Source organism: Bacillus sp. FSL K6-1000 (assembly GCF_038630785.1).
Classification (GTDB): Bacteria; Bacillota; Bacilli; order Bacillales; family Bacillaceae; genus Bacillus; species Bacillus safensis.
The window spans coordinates 1,463,537-1,481,948 of record NZ_CP152042.1; the positions used below are offsets into that span (position 1 = coordinate 1,463,537).

An 18,412-nucleotide genomic window follows, 5' to 3' on the forward strand; every position below is an offset into this window, starting at 1 on the left:
ATTAGGTAAGGCGGAGGGTAATATGGAGAACTTGAAGAATGAATTATTAGAAGCGCAAGTCGGTAAAGTGCTTGAAAATGAGCCGCTTGCAAATCATACGACAATGAAAATAGGCGGGCCGGCAGATCTATTGATCGTTCCTAAAGATATCGATGCAGTTAAAACGATCATGGATCAGATAAAAAAACACCACGCGGACTGGACGGTTATTGGGAGAGGGTCGAATTTACTCGTACTTGATAAAGGAATACGTGGCGTTGTCCTGAAGTTAGGCGCTGGACTTGATCATTTAACTGTAAATGATGAAGAAATTACAGTTGGCGGCGGCTATTCTGTTGTAAGGCTTGCAACGTCTCTTAGTAAGCAGGGTCTTTCAGGGCTGGAGTTTGCAGCTGGTATCCCGGGATCTATTGGCGGTGCTGTTTATATGAACGCAGGTGCGCACGGATCTGATATTAGTAAGATCCTTGTGAAAGCGAGAATCTTATTTGAAGATGGAAGCATCGAGTGGCTAACAAATGAGCAGATGAACTTTAGCTATAGAACATCTGTCCTTCAAAAGGAACGACCAGGCATTGTTCTCGAGGCCGTGTTTAAGCTCAAACAGGATGATCGCGAGAAAATCACAAAGAAAATGCAGCAAAATAAAGACTATCGTAAGGAAACACAGCCTTATAATCGACCATGTGCCGGAAGTATTTTTCGAAATCCGCTGCCTGAATATGCAGGACAGCTTGTAGAAAAAGCGAATTTAAAAGGGTACCAAATTGGCGGAGCAAGAATCTCTGATATGCATGGCAACTTTATTGTGAACGCTGGTGGTGCTACTGCTCAAGACGTGCTGGACTTAATTCAGTACATCCAAAAGAAAATTAAAGATGACTACAATGTAGATATGCATACAGAAGTAGAAATTATCGGTGAAGCAAATTAAAAGCTAGTTTTTATGAATGATGGCATCACTGGAAAACAAACGGCATGAAAGAATGCCGTTTGTTTTCTCATCAAAATGATGACCCAAAGGTGTGGACAAGCAGCTTTGAATGGGGTGAAGAATATACATGCGACCTGATCATGAAAATGAAAAGATCGTCAATATAGAAGAACGAATTCCTAAAATTAAAGAACAAAGGAAGCAGAAAGCGAACCGGAGACTAATCTCTTTTATTCTACTGTTTTTTATCATGGTTTTAATCATTATTTATTTGCAGACACCAATCAGTAAAATTTCTTCTTTAACTATTACGGGTAACGAGCATGTCCCTACAAAACAGCTTGTGAAACTTTCTCAAATCAAAGAAGGCGAAACAGAGTTTTGGAATTTAAATAAAGATTTAACAGCAGATCATATTAAACAAAACAAACTGATTAAAAGTGTCAGTATCAAAAAACATTTTCCAAATAAGGTCAGTATTGCTGTCAAAGAATATGCCAATATTGCGTATCTTCAAAAGGGAAATCTATACTATGAGCTTCTTGAAAATGGGACAGCATTACCAGAAGAAGTCACACCAAGTCATGCAGGACCTATTTTAGTGGATTGGGACAATAAAGAGAAGCTGAAGCAAACTGTAAGATCTTTAAATCAGCTGCCAGCCTCTATTCAGGAACTCATCTCGGAAATATATTATGTGCCGACAAGCTCAAACCAATGGCTCGTTAAATTTTATATGAATGATGGGAACACTGTGATTGCATCAATTAAAACATTCGCTGATAAAATGGAAACCTATCCTGCCATTGTAAAAGAACTTTCACCTTCTGAAAAAGGCACAATCCATATGGAAGTCGCGACGTATTTTGAAGCGTTTAAATCTAAGAAAAAGGAAGATGAACGTTGAGAGGCAAAACAGTTATATTCTCAATTGTAATGCTTGTTCTTGGTTTTCTGATTTCTTTTTCATACCAATATACTAAGCAGCATCAGGCAGAGGTCATTCGCACAGAGCAATGGAAAAAAGAATACTCCTTGAAAAGTCAGCTGACAAAGCAAGAAAAGGCGAATCAGAAACTTGAAAAAGAATTATACAGCCTTCAATCACAGGTTCAAGCCACTGAGTCCAATTTGAAAAATGAAAAAGAGCAGTATTTTAATGTATTGGAAGATGTTGAGAAATACAGGATGTTTACAGGAGAGATCGGCGTAAAAGGAAAAGGGGTAAAAGTATCCCTTGAAGATGCATCTTATATCCCGAGTGGACAAAATGTCAATAATTACATTGTTCATGAGAGCCACATTTTTCATGTGATAAACGAACTATTTATATCAGGAGCCTCTGCCGTATCTATTAATGGACAGAGAATTACACACCAATCATACATACATTGTAACGGCCCAGTTGTCACAGTTGACGGTGTTCAGCATCCAGCGCCGTTTGTCATTTCTGCTATCGGTGATCCGGCGGTGTTAATACCTGCATTAAATATTGCAGGAGGAGTGGTCGACCAGCTGACAAGTGATCATATTTCGATGACGATTGAAAAAAAGGATATTCGTATGAATCCTCTTTTAAAACACAAAGATTAAAAGTGAAAAGGTGAGTGGTGTTGAGGAAAAAGAAGCCTTTACTTAGTTTGACAGCCTTAATGGTGATATTCGGCATCATGGTCTCCATCCAATTTAACTCATTGCAAAAGCCCAAAGTTCGTGATACTCGCGATGTGTGGGAGCTAAGAGAGGATTTATCTGCATCTAAAAGTAAAGAATTGGATTTACTGAAAGAAATTGATAAATATGATGAAATGCTGAAAAAGTATGGTCATCAAGGTGATCAATCAAAAGAAGCTCAACTAACAAAAACATTAAAAGATTTAAAAGAAAAGGCTGGTTTTACAGAAGTGACAGGGGAGGGAATTGAAGTTGACATCTCTCAGCTCTTCTCAAAGGATCTGACTGGAGAAGAAGTGAAAAATATCCCGCCTGATCTTCTGAAAAAGCTAATCAACGAAGCCAATATGTATGGGGCAAAGCATATTTCCATTAATGACCACCGTGTGATTAATACTAGTGTGATTCGAGATATTAATGGCACGACAAAAATGGATGGCTACAGCTTAGATGGTGATGAAGTCACTATCAAGATGATCAGCGACCAGGCCGACAAATTATACAGCCGTTTAAATGTATCAGATATTGCTGATTTGTTTGCTCAGGAAAATTTCGGCTTGAGTATTAGCCAGCCAAAGCAACAAATTCAACTAAAAGCATATGACGGTGCAATTCAGGTAAACGAGTTGAAGCCTCTTGACGATGTAAAGGAGGGAAAATCTTAATGTGGCTTCCTGTACTTGGCTTAATCATAGGAGTTGCGATCGGTTTCTTAACAAATTTTACGATACCGAATGAGTATTCTAATTATCTTTCCCTCGCTGTACTTGCTGCACTTGATACATTGATTGGTGGAATCAGGGCACATCTGCAAGGGGCATACGATGAACTAGTGTTTGTATCAGGCTTCTTTTTTAATATTATACTTGCAATAAGTTTAGCTTTTCTGGGCGTCCATCTTGGTGTAGACTTGTACTTAGTCGGAATGTTTGCTTTCGGCGTTAGATTGTTTCAAAATATAGCAGTTATTCGAAGAATTCTACTAACTAAATGGACAATTTCTAGAGAAAAAAAGAAAAAAAGTGAGTCATAAAAAAGGATATACATATGATGTAACGAATATTTTCAGTAATCCTAATAAAAAATGTTGATTTTTTAAGTTTTGTTACACACTTGTAAAAACACATTCATTGTATTGTTGTTCAGCAAATAATAGAATAGAAAGTATTGATATGTGAGGAGGTGCCATAGAATGAACAACAATGAAATTTACGTCAGCCTTGACATCGGTACATCCAATATAAAAGTCATCGTCGGAGAAATGGCGGATGATTCGCTTAACATTATAGGTGTTGGAAATGTCCCTTCAGAAGGGTTAAAAAAAGGATCGATTGTTGATATAGATGAGACAGTTCATTCTATTAGACAAGCATTTGAACAGGCTGAAAGAATGGTAGGTTTTCCTTTACAAAAGGCGATTGTCGGAATTAACGGAAACCACATTCATATTCAGAATACGAGCGGCGTGGTCGCAGTATCTAGTGAAAACAAAGAAATACATGCTGAAGATGTGAGACGTGTCTTAGATGCTGCACAGGTAGTATCTATTCCTCAAGAACATCTCGTCGTAGACGTCATCCCGAGGCAATTTATCGTCGACGGAAGAGATGAGATCACTGATCCGAAAAAAATGCTTGGTGTTCGGCTAGAGGTGGATGGATCGTTAATTACAGGTTCTAAAACGATTCTACATAACTGGCTCCGATGTGTAGAGAGAGCTGGAATTGAAATTATGGATATTTGCTTGCAGCCGCTCGCATCGGGCTCAGCAGCATTATCGAAAGATGAAAAAAATCTAGGGGTAGCTCTCGTTGATATTGGCGGCGGATCTACAACGATTTCCGTATTTGAAAACGGGCATCTCTATTCTACTCACAGTATCCCTTTGGGCGGAGAGAACATTACAAAAGATTTGTCTATAGGACTTAGAACTTCTACTGAAGAAGCTGAACGAATCAAAAAACAATTTGGACATGCGTTTTATGATGAGGCATCGTCTGATGAAACATTTGAAGTTTCTGTCATCGGTACCGATCAGAAACAGACGTATACACAGCTTGAAGCGGCCAATATCATCGAAGCTCGGCTGGAAGAAATCTTGCTCTTTGTGGCAGAGGAATTAAGAAATATGGGTGTCCATGATTTGCCTGGCGGATTCGTTCTAACAGGTGGACAGGCAGCTATACCAGGTATCCTTTCTCTTGCACAAACGGTCTTGCAAAACAATGTTAGAATTGCAAGTCCGAATTATATTGGGGTGAGAGAACCTCAGTATATGACAGGAGTGGGTCTGATCCACTTTGCTTATCGCAATGCAAAGATTCAGGGCAGACAGGTTGGATTCCAAATGCCGGATGAGGCGTTTCATGAAGTAGGCGCATCCATGGAGCCGGTTTCTTCTGCACCACAAGTGAAAGAAGCGCAGCCAAGACCGAAAGTAAAACAAAAAGCACAAGAAGAGACAAATAAAAAACCGGGCAAAATGAAAAAACTATTTAATATGTTCTGGGAATAGAATTAGATTTTCGACGGATTAGGAGGATTCAGCATGTTGGAGTTTGAAACAAATATAGACGGCCTAGCATCAATTAAAGTAATCGGAGTAGGTGGAGGCGGAAATAACGCTGTCAACCGAATGATCGAAAATGACGTACAAGGTGTCGATTTCATTGCAGTCAATACAGATGCACAGGCGTTAAATCTATCAAAAGCAGAAACGAAAATGCAAATCGGTGCTAAGCTGACAAGAGGGCTTGGAGCAGGTGCGAATCCTGAAGTCGGTAAAAAAGCTGCTGAGGAAAGCAAAGAACAGATTGAAGAAGTATTAAAAGGCGCAGACATGGTCTTTGTTACTGCTGGTATGGGCGGTGGAACTGGTACGGGTGCTGCACCTGTCATTGCAAAAATCGCAAAAGATTCTGGTGCATTGACAGTTGGAGTCGTGACTCGTCCTTTCACATTTGAAGGAAGAAAACGTCAGCTTCAAGCAGTAGAAGGAATTGCTTCTATGAAAGAAGCAGTTGACACATTAATTGTGATTCCAAACGATCGCTTGCTTGAAATTGTTGATAAAAACACGCCAATGCTTGAAGCATTCCGTGCAGCAGATAACGTACTACGACAAGGTGTTCAAGGGATCTCAGATCTTATTGCTACACCAGGTTTAATCAACCTTGACTTTGCTGACGTGAAAACGATCATGTCCAATAAAGGTTCTGCTCTTATGGGTATTGGTGTTGCAACAGGTGAAAATCGTGCGGCTGAAGCTGCGAAGAAAGCTATTTCTTCACCACTTCTGGAAACGGCGATTGACGGTGCACAAGGTGTCATCATGAATATTACTGGTGGTACGAACCTAAGTCTTTATGAGGTACAAGAAGCAGCGGACATTGTGGCTTCTGCATCTGATGAAGATGTAAACATGATTTTCGGTTCTGTCATTAATGATAACTTGAAGGATGAAATTGTGGTAACCGTGATCGCGACTGGCTTTATTGAGCAAGAGCCAGAAGTGACAAAACCACAAAGAAATCCATTAGGACAAGGATTAAAGCAAAATCAATCCATTCCTCAAAAGCGTGAAGTGAAACGTGAGGAGCATCAGCAGCCATCATCTCAGCCGAGACAAAATACACAATCAAGCGATGATACGCTGGATATCCCAACGTTCTTGCGCAATCGTAATAAACGCTAATCAAGTATTACTCATCCCCTTCCATTGGAAGGGGATTTTTTCATGTCTCATATATAAAGAAACCAGCATCTCGTCTGAATAAAAAGTCTTGAATGTGTCTGGGTCACTTCATTCAACATGTGTATTTTGGCTTAGGGTGATTAAGTAAAAAGAATCATTTTTAAATCCTATTACAAAAAGCGACAAAATGATGATCTTTATTTGACTACATTAAATAGAACACCATGAATCTTGTCATGAACAAAGGAAAGGGAGGAGTGAGACCCGCACTCTGTTTGACCATTTGAGGAGGAGGGATTTGATTGAAAGTGAAGTTTCACAAAACCGCCGGCTATCGTTTGATGAGTCTTTTGGTGATTGGTACTTTAACGATGACAAGCTTTGGGATGGTTCAAGCAAAATCGACTTCTACCTCATATCAAGAGGAAGCTGTTTCCTCCAAGAAAACAAAAGCCAAGATCTCATCTAGGTTAATGAAACAGTTTCAACAAGAAGACAAGGTGACCTTTTTAGTCAAAATGAAGGAACAAACAAATGTCAAAAAAGTGGCGAAGGATGCTGTGTCAAAAGCAAAAAAACAGAAGTTAACAGCTGCTAAAACGCAGTACACAAAAAGATCAGCTGTTGTATCAGAACTAAGAGCAACATCTGAAGAGACGCAGGAAGCGCTGCTTGCTTATTTACAAAAGGCACAAAAGAAAAAGCAAGTGAAGGATATTCATTCGTACTATATTGTGAATGGTCTCGCTGTGACTGGAACGAAAGAAGTCATGGAAAAGGTTGCTTCCTTCCCAGAAGTAGATCAAGTGTTGCCAAATGAAATCCGTCAAATTCATCGTCCTGTTGATTTGAAGACTTCAAAGCCGAACAAACAAATCAAAGCAGCAGATGGAATCGAGTGGAATATTTCTCAAGTTCATGCACCAGAAGCGTGGGCTTTAGGCTATGACGGTACTGGTACCGTTGTGGCAAGTATTGATACAGGTGTGGAATGGGATCATCCTGCATTAAAAGAAAAGTACCGCGGATTTGATCCTGCACGTCCGAATGAACCTTCACATGAATTCAATTGGTACGATGCAACGACAGGCTCTGAAACGCCATACGATGATTTAGAGCATGGTACACATGTGACGGGAACGATGGTTGGCTCTGAGCCAAATGGAGAGAATCAAATTGGCGTCGCACCAGGTGCAAAATGGATTGCGGTGAAAGCTTTCTCAGAAGATGGTGGATCAGATGCTGATCTGCTTGACGCAGGTGAATGGATTTTAGCCCCAAAAGATGAAAACGGAAACCCTCATCCAGAAAAGGCACCAGATGTAGTGAATAATTCTTGGGGCGGCGGGCCTGGTCTTGATGATTGGTATAAAGATGTGGTCAATGCTTGGAGAGCAGCAGACATCTTCCCAGAGTTTTCAGCTGGTAATACGGATTTATTTAACCCTGGCGGTGAGGGATCTATTGCAAATCCTGCGAACTATCCAGAAGCCTTTGCGACGGGTGCAACAGATCAAAACAACAAATTGGGTTCTTTCTCTTTGCAAGGTCCCTCTCCATATGGCGTTATGAAACCAGATATTGCGGCCCCAGGGGTAAACATTCGTTCTTCTATACCTGGAAAAGGGTATGAGGATGGCTGGAATGGAACCTCGATGGCAGGTCCGCATGTTTCAGCTGTTGTGGCTCTTCTTCGCCAAGTACAGTCAGATCTGTCTGTGGAAGAGATCGAAGAAATTCTCATTGATACTGCAAAGCCGCTGACAGATCAGCAATTCCCGGAATCCCCTAACAATGGCTATGGGGCAGGATTAGTTGATGCAAGAGAGGCGATCACAGCATTAACAGATGGAATTGGCAAGATTGAAGGACAGGTAACAAAAGAAGGAGAAGATACAGAACCACCTGTTTTTTCTCATAAAGGACCGAATGAAATCTTTGCCTCTACGCCAACTCCTCTAAGCATCACAGCCGAAGATGAAGTAGCTGTGACAAATGTCTCCTTGAGCTATCAAGTGGATCAAGGGAAAAGGGAGACGCTGCAAGCAAAACGTAGGGATGGAAATCATTTAAAGGGGACATATGTTGTCCAGCTACCAGAACTTGAGGGAGAAAACGTCACGTACCGATGGATTGTGAAAGATTTTGGAGAAAATGAAGCCGCATCAGAACCGTATACGCTTCCGATTAGAACATCCATTACGACTGGCTACTCGCAAGATTTTGAAGCATGGCCTAGTGGATGGTTCAGTGGTGGAACAAAAGATCCTTGGCAGTGGGGAAAGCCGACCACAGGTCCGAAACAAGCCTTTACTGGAGATCATGTCTACGCCACAAACCTAGACAGTCCTTATGAAAATCAAACAGATGCTCATTTATCCATGCCGATGATTGCTGTACCTGAGTCAGGCTCCTCCTTTTTACAATATCAATACTGGCATGACCTTGAAGCAAATTATGACTATGTGCATATTCATGTGCAGCCTGAGGGGGAAGATGCTGTCCAGGTGGCAGCTTACACAGGCAAAACAAATGGATGGACAGCTGGAGAAGTTGATTTATCTGCCTACAAAGGTCAAAATGTGAGAGTTATTTTTCAGCTCAGAACAGATGGCAGTGTGACAAAAGACGGTTTTTATTTAGATGATGTGAAAATAACAGATGAAGCCTTGCCTCAAAAGGCAAAGAAACAACTTGGCGTCATCAAAAAAGAAAAGTCTCTACAGCAGCATAAGAAACCCGTCGATCCGAAAAGGGCAAAGCCTGCTAAAATAAAAGAAAAACATGTCCAGATGAAAAAGGAAAAAAGCTTAGGTGCTCCGTCTATCAAAGCTCTTCCGATGAAGGCAGAAATCAGTGTTCTTGAAAGCGGCAAGTCCACGTACACAGATGAAGCGACAGGGAGATATCAGCTTTCTCATGGTGCAGGGGAGTTTACAGTGAAAGCTGAAGCATATGGATTTGAATCACGCACCCAAAAAGTCAATATTTCCTCAAATGACACGGCAGAGGCGAATTTCTCTTTGCAGCCACTTGAGAAACGAACGATCTCCGGCACAATTGTAAACGAAACAATGGGTGAAAAAGTCAAGGATGCCACGGTTTATCTTGTAGAAGATGCGAAAATTGAGCCGGTCAAAACAGATGAATCTGGCGAGTTTTCTCTAGAGGCATTGAGCGGTGTGTATACAGTCAAAGTATTTGCGAAAGGGTTTAAAGGATATTCGTTTACAGCGGATGTGACAGAAAAGCCGCTTGAAAAAGCAATTAAGCTTGAACCTTTCATCGGTTTTGCTGGCGAAATTGGCTACGATAACGGAACAGCTGAAAATGCGCGGGCGTTCTATGATCCTGGCAATGGCTGGGCGGTGAAATTTTCATTAGAAAAGGGGAAGAAACAAGCGCAAGTCACAGGTGGGCTTTTCCGTTTCTGGACAACAGAGTGGCCAGCCCCTGGCGGGAATGAATTTGCGGTTGAAGTGTATGATGCGTCCGGGAAGGACGGCGCTCCAGGTGAGAAAATCGCTGGACCTTTCAAAGCGAATGCGCTGCGCAATGGTGAATGGACAAAAGTAGATTTAGAAGATCAAGTCATTACGGTGGAGGGAGATTTCTACCTTGTCTATATTCAAACGAAAAAGAATACGGAATCTCCAGGCCTTGCAACAGATGAAGATGGACCAAATGCTGAAAGAAGCTGGCAGCTGACAAGCGGTGCCTTTTCTCCTTCTCCAAAAGAAGAGGGAAATTATATGATTCGTGCGCTTGTCCAATATGAAGCAGATGTACCAGAAATAGCGTCTCCAAAAGCAGGAACGATCACGAACAAAGATGAACTGGAGATTGAAGGAAAAGCCTCTCCAGGGCTTGATGTAGCGATCTATCAAAATGATGAAGAGATTGCCAAAGTAAAAGCAGACCAGTCAGGTGTTTTCAAAGAGAAGGTCACAGTGTCAAGCGGAGAGCATGTATTCACGGCTGCTACTGTTACGGATAAAGGCGCAACGAAAAAATCCAAATCAGTAAAGGTGATCATTGATCAAACAGCCCCAGCGTTAACGATAGATACACCGAAAAAAGGGGAAAAGTCTAACAAAGAATCTCTCACTGTAGAAGGAAAGGTAACGGATGATCATCTTGATCAAGTCACTGTGGATGGAAAAAAGGCAGCAATAAAAGATGGGAAATATTCTGCAAGAATACTGCTTGAAAACGGGAAAAATACGATCAAAGTAACAGCGAAAGATGCAGCAGGAAACAAAACGACTAAAAAAGTCGATATCGATGTTCAATACGAAGCACCTGAGATTTCAAAGCTGACACCCGCAGAGAATGTCAATCTATCATCAGGTGAGTCTGTTAAAATTTCATTTCACAGCAGAGAAAAGTTAGACGCAACGTTTGTCATTCATATGCCGCTGACAAATGCTAGATCAAAGCTGCAAAATACAACAGAGCTGCCGCTTCGCGAGGTAGCCAACGGAACATATGAAGGCTACTGGACAGCTACCTCTACTGCCAAAGCAAAAGGTGCAGTCATTGAAGTGATTGTGCGGGATGATTATGGAAATGTCACACGACAAAAGGCTCCAGGCACATTAAATATCAATGAAAAATAATCCTTAAAAAAGGCACGACTCCTAGGAGCGTGCCTTTTTCGTTTCGAACAATTGTTTGAAGGCTTGTCCGGGAGAACACTCTCTTGCTTTGCGCTCTCATTCCTCGACAAAAACAATAACAATCCACCAAAAGTTCTCTATCATCCCCAACAAGAATTGACAGACTTCCATCTCATAGCTGTTTTATACTGGTACAAACAAGTGCAAGTACTGCTTTTGATTCTTTGTTTCAGATGAAAGGAGCAGAAGGTGGTCATTTATTTAGATGTGATTTGGCTGTTAAACTTTTGTTTTGATCTATTGCTTCTCTTACTCACTGCATTTATTCTCAAACGACAAGTAAAAAAAAGGCGATATATGTTAGGAGCTCTGATTGGATCGAGCATTGTTCTCTTGCTCTTTACACCATTTGCAATGTTTGTGTCACACCCTCTAGGCAAACTGCTTTTTTCTGTCTTGATCGTGCTTGCAACTTTTGGATTTCAAAGATTTCGTTCCTTTTTTCAAAACCTGTTTGCTTTTTACTTTGTCACATTTTTGATGGGAGGAGGCATGATCGGGGTTCATTCGTTTTTACAAACCAATACTGTTATCCAAAACGGGCTGCTGATTTCACAAAATGATGGCTTTGGTGATCCCATTAGCTGGCTTTTCGTTTTAACTGGCTTTCCTGCGATTTGGCTGTTTTCAAAGAAAAGATTAGGAGAGGTCGGTGCGAAAAAAAGACAGTTTGATGAACAAGTACTTGTGGAGATACACATTCACGGAGAGACCATCCGGCTAAAGGGACTCGTCGATTCTGGCAATCAGCTGTATGATCCTATGACGAAAACACCTGTGATGATCGTTCAGGCCGATCAGCTTATGTCCATTTGCGGGGAGCCATTTATAGAGCTTATGAAGCAGTCTCATCCTGTTGAAGTGATGCAAAAGCTCGATGATCAATTTCCGCTTCTTGATCGTTTAAGACTTGTTCCATATCGAGCGGTCGGTCATGATCACGGGTTTCTTCTATGCTTAAAACCAGATACGGTCATCATTTATTCAAAAACACATATGATCCAACCAGCCAAGTGTTTTGTAGGCATGAGTCTAAGCGGTTTATCAGCAGATCAGGAATTTCAATCCATCATTCATCCAGATATGTTAGACGGAAAAATCATCCAAGGGGTGTCTTAAGTTTTGGTGATGTCTTTTATCTTACGAGGTCAACTTGACATTTAGAAGGGAGAAGAAGATGAAAAAATTAAAATTTAAACTCACTTACTACTGGTATAAACTCCTCATGAAGCTAGGTCTTAAGAGTGATGAGATTTATTATATTGGTGGTAGTGAGGCGCTGCCGCCGCCATTATCAAAGGATGAAGAGCAGGAACTGCTTGTCAAATTACCAAAAGGTGATCAAACAGCAAGAGCCATCCTGATCGAAAGAAATTTGCGGTTGGTGGTCTACATCGCAAGAAAATTTGAAAACACAGGGATTAATATTGAGGATTTAATTAGTATTGGAACCATTGGCCTGATTAAGGCGGTCAATACATTTAACCCAGAAAAAAAGATCAAGCTCGCGACATATGCTTCGAGATGTATTGAAAATGAGATTTTGATGTATTTGCGCCGGAATAATAAAATTCGTTCAGAAGTGTCGTTTGATGAGCCGCTCAACATTGATTGGGACGGAAATGAACTGCTTCTATCAGACGTCCTTGGAACAGATGATGATATTATCACGCGGGATATTGAAGCAAATGTAGATAAAAAACTTTTGAAAAAAGCGCTGGAGCAATTAAATGACCGCGAAAAGCAGATCATGGAGCTCAGGTTCGGTTTGGTCGGCGGTGAAGAAAAAACCCAAAAAGATGTCGCTGACATGCTAGGAATTTCTCAGTCGTATATTTCAAGGCTTGAAAAAAGAATTATTAAACGATTACAAAAAGAATTTAACAAAATGGTCTAAAAAAATTTTTTTGAAAGCTCTGTCCCTTTGCTGTCAAAGGAATCAACTTCTTTTCTCATGATTCTCATCATCACTCGTGCATATTTTTCCATCCCAAGGAGATACTGAACTTTGTACAACAGCTCCTGTAGGGAGGGAAAAAAGTGTCCAGAAATAAAGTGGAAATCTGCGGAGTCGACACCTCCAAACTGCCTGTTCTGAAAAACGAAGAGATGAGAAAATTGTTCAGACAGCTGCAAGATGAAGGTGACGATACAGCAAGAGAAAAGCTAGTCAATGGCAATTTGCGGTTGGTTTTAAGTGTGATTCAGCGTTTTAATAACAGAGGCGAGTATGTGGATGATCTCTTCCAAGTAGGCTGTATCGGATTAATGAAATCAATTGATAATTTTGATTTAAGCCACAATGTCAGATTTTCAACTTATGCGGTCCCTATGATCATAGGAGAAATCCGTCGATACTTGCGTGATAACAACCCGATTCGGGTGTCTCGTTCACTAAGAGATATTGCCTATAAAGCGCTTCAGGTCCGTGAGAGGCTGATTAGTGAGACAAGCAAGGAGCCAACGGCAGAAGACATTGCCAAAGTGCTGGAAGTGCCTCATGAGGAAATTGTCTTTGCCCTAGATGCGATTCAAGATCCTGTTTCTTTGTTTGAACCGATTTATAATGACGGAGGAGATCCGATTTATGTGATGGATCAAATTAGTGATGATCGGAACAAAGACACACAATGGGTAGAGGAATTGGCCTTAAAAGAGGGAATGCGCCGATTGAATGATCGAGAAAAAATGATTCTCCGCAAACGTTTCTTCCAGGGAAAAACGCAAATGGAAGTCGCTGAAGAGATCGGGATTTCTCAAGCACAAGTCTCAAGACTTGAAAAAGCAGCCATCAAACAAATGAATAAAAATATCTTTTAAAGCCGCCGCTTCATGTGCGGCTTTTTTCATTCTTGTGAGAGAGCACGTCTCTAGTATTGACTCTGTTATTTTTTTCATTTAATCTGTTTTTAACAAATGTTATTTTAGATATCATTTGTTAGGGAACACTTAAGCGGAAAGAAGGGTTATTATGACATTCCATGATGAAAGAAGGCTGCTCATAAAGGTTGCGCATATGTATTATGAAGAAGGCGCCACTCAATCTAAAATAGCTGAAGCTGTTGGGGTTAGCCGTTCGCTCATATCGAAATATTTGGCAAAAGCACGTGAAGCAGGAATCGTGGAAATCATTATTCATGATGAAGTGAATCAACAATATGGATCATTAGAAAGAAAAATAGAGCGGAAATATGGGCTGCGAGAAGTCGTCTGTGTGGAAACGCTCAGCCAAGAAACAACCAAAAGCCGAATCGGCGCTGCAGCGGCAGGCTTTTTGTTAAAAGTGATAAAGGATGGACAAGTTATCGGTTTTTCATCAGGAACCACTTTGCATGAAATGGCGAAAGCGCTTACGTCAGTTCAGCACTTTCCATCCGTGACATTTGTTCCGCTTGTCGGGGGTGTGGGAAACGAAGATGTTGATATCCACGCCAACTATATTATTGCAAGGTGCACAGAAGCACTCAAATCTAAATGTGAGTTTTTACATGTGCCTGTTATGCTTGATACGAAAGAAGCGAAGGATGTACTAATCCGGCAGCCATCAATCAAAAAAGTGATTAAACTAGGAGAATCATCAAATATTGCGGTTGTCGGAATTGGCGGGGTTCCGCAGCATTCAACGATGGTGAAATCTTATATGACAAGCGGTGAGGAGGATATTCTTCAAGCGAAGGATGTAGCGGGTGACATTTGCTATAACTTTATTGATCATCAAGGGGAAGTGTATCCCCACCCGTGGAACGACCGGGTAATGGGCATAAGCCCGCAAAAGCTGAAGGAAATCCCGCTAGTCATTGGTGTCGCTGGAGGAGAAGAGAAAATTGAAGCGATCAGGGCAGCATTAGAAGGTGGATTAATTCATGTATTAATTACGGATGAACGAACAGGAGATGCCTTGTTAAAGTAACTACCTAATCATATTAGGTAGTTTTTTTGAGTCTTTAGACTCAAAAAGATTGAAAATTTTATCGATTTTAGCTTGACACAAAGTTGACACATCATATAAACTAAGTTCATAACAAATGATAAATAAAATAACAAATGTTACAAGAAACAGATTTTTGTTAATTTTTATAACATTTGTTAAAAGTTTCAGATTATTTTTCTAGCAATCTACCCGAGAAGCAAGAAAACCTGAAAGGATGATTTAGATGTCAATCTATCAACAATTGTTAGCTCGAGAACGCAGTGGAGATCCAATCAAAGTAGGAATTATTGGGGCAGGCCAAATGGGCTTTGGACTCATTTCACAAATTTCTAAAATTCCAGGCATGATTGTAGCAGGTGTTTGTGATATTCACCTTAGTGCAGCAGAGAAGGCAGCGAATTTTTACAAGCAGCATGCGAAGCCGCATCAAATGGTCGTCACAAATGATTATAGAGAAGTGATTCAATCAGATTTTGTGGAAGTAGTTGTAGATGCAACAGGAGTTCCAGAAGTCGGAGCAAACATTTCTTTGGAAGCGCTTAATTCAAAAAAACATCTCGTTCTTTTAAATGTAGAAGTTGATATTACCATCGGTTTGGTGATGCATAAATTATTCACAAATGCAGGACTTGTTTACTCTGGATCAGCTGGTGACGAACCGGCAGCAACACTAGAATTATATGAATTTGCGAAAACAATGGGACTTGAGGTGCTCGTTGCTGGGAAAGGCAAGAACAACCCATTCTTCCCAGAAGCAAATCCAGATACGTGTAAAGCAGAAGCAGATAGTAAACATATGAGTGCACATATGCTCGCTGCCTTCCAAGACGGAACAAAAACAATGGCAGAAATGAACTTATTAAGTAACGCGACAGGGCTTTTGCCAGATAAAGTCGGTATGCACGGAGTCGAAGCAAATTTAGAGAATGTAGCAGATAAATTGAATCAAAAACAACAAGGCGGCGTGCTCGATAACTTCGGAGTCGTTGAATATGTAAATGGGCTAGCACCAGGCGTATTCGTTATCGTCAAGAGTGATCTTGAGCCAGTAGATGAAGAGCTTCGTTACTTAAAAGTTGGAAAAGGTCCTCACTACACGCTTTACCGTCCCTTCCATTTAGCGAGTCTTGAAACACCTGTTACCATCGCCAAAGCGGTCTTACAGCATGACTCATCGATCCACCCGATTGGTGTACCAGTGTCAGAAACAGTCGCTGTTGCGAAAAGAGATATTCAAGCAGGAGAATCACTTGACGGAATTGGCGGATACTCCGTAAGAGGTGTACTTGAAACGCATCAAGACATGAAATCGAACGGTCATATTCCAATTGGCTTAATCAGCGGAAAAGTCGTAGCGAAAAAAGACATCAAATTAGGACAGTTCCTCACTCATGACGATGTAGAGCTTGATTCAAACACAACCGTTTGGAAGCTGCGTTCATTACAAGATCACTTATTTCAATCATAAGGACGTGAAGCTATGGAAAAATTAGCAATCGTACTTTGTATCATTCTCATCGTGCAGTATGGATTATCTTTTATTCAAATCAAGTATTACCGCAAAAGCATGGACTCACTAATTGATGACTACAGAGGGAAACAGGGCTATCACTTATTTTCAGGAATGGAACGGCGCAAAGTTGGCCCTGGGGCCATTGCGCTCATCATTGTGGATGAATCGTATATCATTCAAAAATGTCATGTGCTTGGCGGCGTGTCGATCTTATCTAAATTTAAAGAAGTTCCTTCATATGAAGGAAAGCATGTAGGGGCTGTGCTGGACGAGCACCACATGATGAAGAAAACATTGAAAAAACGTAAAAAGGCGCCAGCTGTCATGCAAGCACTATCCATGGCGGCTGAGCAGGCACTTGTCTCGATTTCGAAAAAAAATATAACAAATGTGAACTAAAGAAAGGGGAGATGAAACATGGAATGGATTCAATGGTTTGGAGAGCACTTTATCGGAATGTTTGAAGCCGGCGGAAAGCAATTCATGGGTCTTGTTACAGGTATCGTTCCAACGCTTGTTGTGTTACTTACTTTCACTTATGCTGTCATGAAATTTATTGGAGAAGAGCGAGTGAATAGAGCCATTCAGTTTGCAGCGAAGTATACCATTTTGCGCTACACGTTAATGCCGATCTTATCCGTTCTTATTTTGACAAACCCAATGGCTTATACGTTTGGCCGCTTCTTACCTGAAAAACAAAAACCAGCATTCTATGATTCAGCTGTTTCATTTGTTCATCCGGTGACATCACTTTTCCCGTATGCCAACGCAGGAGAACTATTTGTCTACTTAGGAATTGCGAACGGGATTAAAGAAGCTGGATATTCAATGTCAGAGCTTGCTGTTCGTTACTTCTTAGTCGGGATCGTCGTCATTTTACTACGCGGAATCATTACTGAATGGATTACAAAATATTTAGCAGGAAAAATGAAAGCGAATTCATAATAGGGGAGGGTTAGACATGACAAACCACAAAGTATTTGTTGCAAAAGGTGCTGGCGGATGGGGAGAAGGCTTAGAGCTTGAACCAACTGGTAAAAGAAGAAAGGTTGTTTCCATTACAGGGGGAGGCATTCACCCGGTTGCACGTAAAATTGCAGAAATGACAGGGACAGAAGCATGTGACGGCTTTAAAAACTCCATACCAGAAGATGAAATGATGTGTGTTGTCATTGACTGCGGAGGAACAGCGCGAATCGGACTTTATCCAATGAAACGCATTCCTACTGTAGACGTTTTGGCATCCTCTCCTTCTGGACCGCTTGCTAAACATATTACAGAAGATATCTTCGTATCAGGCGTAACAGAAAAAGATATTTCCTATGCAGAAGCATCTGATGGTGAGGCAAAAGCAGAAGGTCAGGAAAACAGTGAGTCGATTGACAAAGAGAATTTCAAAGAGACGTATGCAAAGCTGAAAGAGGAAAATATCGAGCGGCAGGAAAAAGGCAATTTTCTGATGAGATTCTCGCGTGGAATTGGGAAAGTCACCGGTACGTTCTACCAGGCTGGCCGTGATTCGGTTGATATGCTTTTGAAAAACATTATTCCATTCATGGCATTTGTCAGTATGTTAATTGGAATTATCAATTATACAAAAATTGGTGACCTGATTGCCCATTTTCTATCACCTTTGGCAGGATCTCTTTGGGGGCTCTTACTGCTCGTAGTGGTCTGTACATTGCCGTTCCTATCACCAGTCTTAGGACCTGGAGCAGTCATTGCCCAAGTTATCGGCGTTCTGATTGGTAGTCAAATCGCACTAGGAAACATTCCGCCTCAATTTGCACTTCCTGCACTATTTGCCATCAACGGTCAAGTAGGGTGTGATTTTATTCCAGTGGGGCTGTCACTTGGTGAAGCGAAGCCGGAAACGGTACAATATGGGGTACCAGCTGTTTTGTATAGCCGTCTCATTACAGGGGTTCTATCTGTTGTGATCGCATACGTTGCTAGCTTCGGTATGTATTAAACGTATTAAAGGAGG

Annotated in this window: 16 protein-coding genes; all 16 read left to right on the forward strand. The window is 41.1% G+C overall.

Annotation, left to right across the window (positions count from 1 at the left end):
• The first annotated feature begins 22 nt into the window (after window positions 1-22).
• The 16 genes from murB (at window position 23) to MHI46_RS07520 (ending at window position 18,397) form a co-directional block, all read left to right on the forward strand.
• Window positions 23-934 (forward strand): UDP-N-acetylmuramate dehydrogenase, encoded by a 912-nt coding sequence (murB, locus tag MHI46_RS07445; RefSeq protein WP_041084933.1) that lies wholly within the window; start codon window positions 23-25, stop codon window positions 932-934.
• Between the two features lie 127 nt (window positions 935-1,061).
• Complete coding sequence (locus MHI46_RS07450) at window positions 1,062-1,841, forward strand: cell division protein FtsQ/DivIB (protein WP_342503197.1); 780 nt, start codon at window positions 1,062-1,064, stop codon at window positions 1,839-1,841.
• Window positions 1,838-2,527 (forward strand): DUF881 domain-containing protein, encoded by a 690-nt coding sequence (locus MHI46_RS07455; RefSeq protein ID WP_039178348.1) that lies wholly within the window; start codon window positions 1,838-1,840, stop codon window positions 2,525-2,527. Before MHI46_RS07450 ends, MHI46_RS07455 begins: the two co-directional genes overlap by 4 nt.
• Before the next feature lie 20 nt (window positions 2,528-2,547).
• Complete coding sequence (locus MHI46_RS07460) at window positions 2,548-3,273, forward strand: DUF881 domain-containing protein (RefSeq protein ID WP_059377066.1); 726 nt, start codon at window positions 2,548-2,550, stop codon at window positions 3,271-3,273.
• On the forward strand, window positions 3,273-3,641 hold the full coding sequence (locus MHI46_RS07465; RefSeq protein WP_003210988.1) for a small basic family protein: 369 nt from the start codon (window positions 3,273-3,275) through the stop codon (window positions 3,639-3,641). The genes MHI46_RS07460 and MHI46_RS07465 overlap by 1 nt, the downstream gene beginning before the upstream one ends.
• A 159-nt stretch (window positions 3,642-3,800) precedes the next feature.
• The gene (gene ftsA / locus MHI46_RS07470; protein ID WP_039178353.1) at window positions 3,801-5,123 is read left to right on the forward strand and encodes a cell division protein FtsA; all 1,323 of its coding nucleotides are present in this window, start codon (window positions 3,801-3,803) and stop codon (window positions 5,121-5,123) included.
• Between the two features lie 33 nt (window positions 5,124-5,156).
• Complete coding sequence (gene ftsZ / locus MHI46_RS07475) at window positions 5,157-6,302, forward strand: cell division protein FtsZ (protein ID WP_024424252.1); 1,146 nt, start codon at window positions 5,157-5,159, stop codon at window positions 6,300-6,302.
• A gap of 308 nt (window positions 6,303-6,610) precedes the next feature.
• Entirely contained in the window at window positions 6,611-10,921 is a 4,311-nt protein-coding gene (locus MHI46_RS07480) for a S8 family serine peptidase (protein WP_342503245.1), read from the forward strand.
• 249 nt (window positions 10,922-11,170) lie between these two features.
• Entirely contained in the window at window positions 11,171-12,100 is a 930-nt protein-coding gene (gene spoIIGA / locus MHI46_RS07485) for a sigma-E processing peptidase SpoIIGA (protein WP_064498414.1), read from the forward strand.
• A gap of 58 nt (window positions 12,101-12,158) precedes the next feature.
• Window positions 12,159-12,878 (forward strand): RNA polymerase sporulation sigma factor SigE, encoded by a 720-nt coding sequence (gene sigE, locus MHI46_RS07490; protein ID WP_007499746.1) that lies wholly within the window; start codon window positions 12,159-12,161, stop codon window positions 12,876-12,878.
• A 143-nt stretch (window positions 12,879-13,021) separates the two neighbouring features.
• Complete coding sequence (sigG, locus tag MHI46_RS07495) at window positions 13,022-13,801, forward strand: RNA polymerase sporulation sigma factor SigG (protein WP_024424250.1); 780 nt, start codon at window positions 13,022-13,024, stop codon at window positions 13,799-13,801.
• Window positions 13,802-13,952: 151 nt separating this feature from the next.
• Entirely contained in the window at window positions 13,953-14,891 is a 939-nt protein-coding gene (locus MHI46_RS07500; RefSeq protein WP_039178363.1) for a sugar-binding transcriptional regulator, read from the forward strand.
• A gap of 244 nt (window positions 14,892-15,135) precedes the next feature.
• Window positions 15,136-16,380: an SAF domain-containing protein gene (locus MHI46_RS07505; protein WP_039178366.1), complete on the forward strand. Its 1,245-nt coding sequence runs from the start codon at window positions 15,136-15,138 to the stop codon at window positions 16,378-16,380.
• A gap of 12 nt (window positions 16,381-16,392) precedes the next feature.
• Window positions 16,393-16,824 carry a transcriptional regulator GutM gene (locus tag MHI46_RS07510; RefSeq protein ID WP_041084924.1) on the forward strand — a complete coding sequence of 144 codons (432 nt, stop codon included), beginning with the start codon at window positions 16,393-16,395 and terminating at the stop codon, window positions 16,822-16,824.
• An 18-nt stretch (window positions 16,825-16,842) separates the two neighbouring features.
• Window positions 16,843-17,370, forward strand: coding sequence for a PTS glucitol/sorbitol transporter subunit IIC (locus MHI46_RS07515; RefSeq protein ID WP_047202115.1), 528 nt, complete (start codon window positions 16,843-16,845; stop codon window positions 17,368-17,370).
• A gap of 16 nt (window positions 17,371-17,386) precedes the next feature.
• The gene (locus MHI46_RS07520) at window positions 17,387-18,397 is read left to right on the forward strand and encodes a PTS glucitol/sorbitol transporter subunit IIB (protein ID WP_024426936.1); all 1,011 of its coding nucleotides are present in this window, start codon (window positions 17,387-17,389) and stop codon (window positions 18,395-18,397) included.
• Window positions 18,398-18,412 lie beyond the last annotated feature (15 nt).

Coding starts and splice junctions, on each gene's coding strand:
- MHI46_RS07450 (WP_342503197.1), top strand. CDS start 1,062: ATGCGACCTGATCATGAAAATGAAAAGATCGTCAATATAGAAGAACGA.
- MHI46_RS07465 (WP_003210988.1), top strand. CDS start 3,273: ATGTGGCTTCCTGTACTTGGCTTAATCATAGGAGTTGCGATCGGTTTC.
- MHI46_RS07520 (WP_024426936.1), top strand. CDS start 17,387: ATGACAAACCACAAAGTATTTGTTGCAAAAGGTGCTGGCGGATGGGGA.
- ftsA (WP_039178353.1), top strand. CDS start 3,801: ATGAACAACAATGAAATTTACGTCAGCCTTGACATCGGTACATCCAAT.
- MHI46_RS07515 (WP_047202115.1), top strand. CDS start 16,843: ATGGAATGGATTCAATGGTTTGGAGAGCACTTTATCGGAATGTTTGAA.
- sigE (WP_007499746.1), top strand. CDS start 12,159: ATGAAAAAATTAAAATTTAAACTCACTTACTACTGGTATAAACTCCTC.
- MHI46_RS07505 (WP_039178366.1), top strand. CDS start 15,136: ATGTCAATCTATCAACAATTGTTAGCTCGAGAACGCAGTGGAGATCCA.
- ftsZ (WP_024424252.1), top strand. CDS start 5,157: ATGTTGGAGTTTGAAACAAATATAGACGGCCTAGCATCAATTAAAGTA.
- MHI46_RS07500 (WP_039178363.1), top strand. CDS start 13,953: ATGACATTCCATGATGAAAGAAGGCTGCTCATAAAGGTTGCGCATATG.
- MHI46_RS07510 (WP_041084924.1), top strand. CDS start 16,393: ATGGAAAAATTAGCAATCGTACTTTGTATCATTCTCATCGTGCAGTAT.
- murB (WP_041084933.1), top strand. CDS start 23: ATGGAGAACTTGAAGAATGAATTATTAGAAGCGCAAGTCGGTAAAGTG.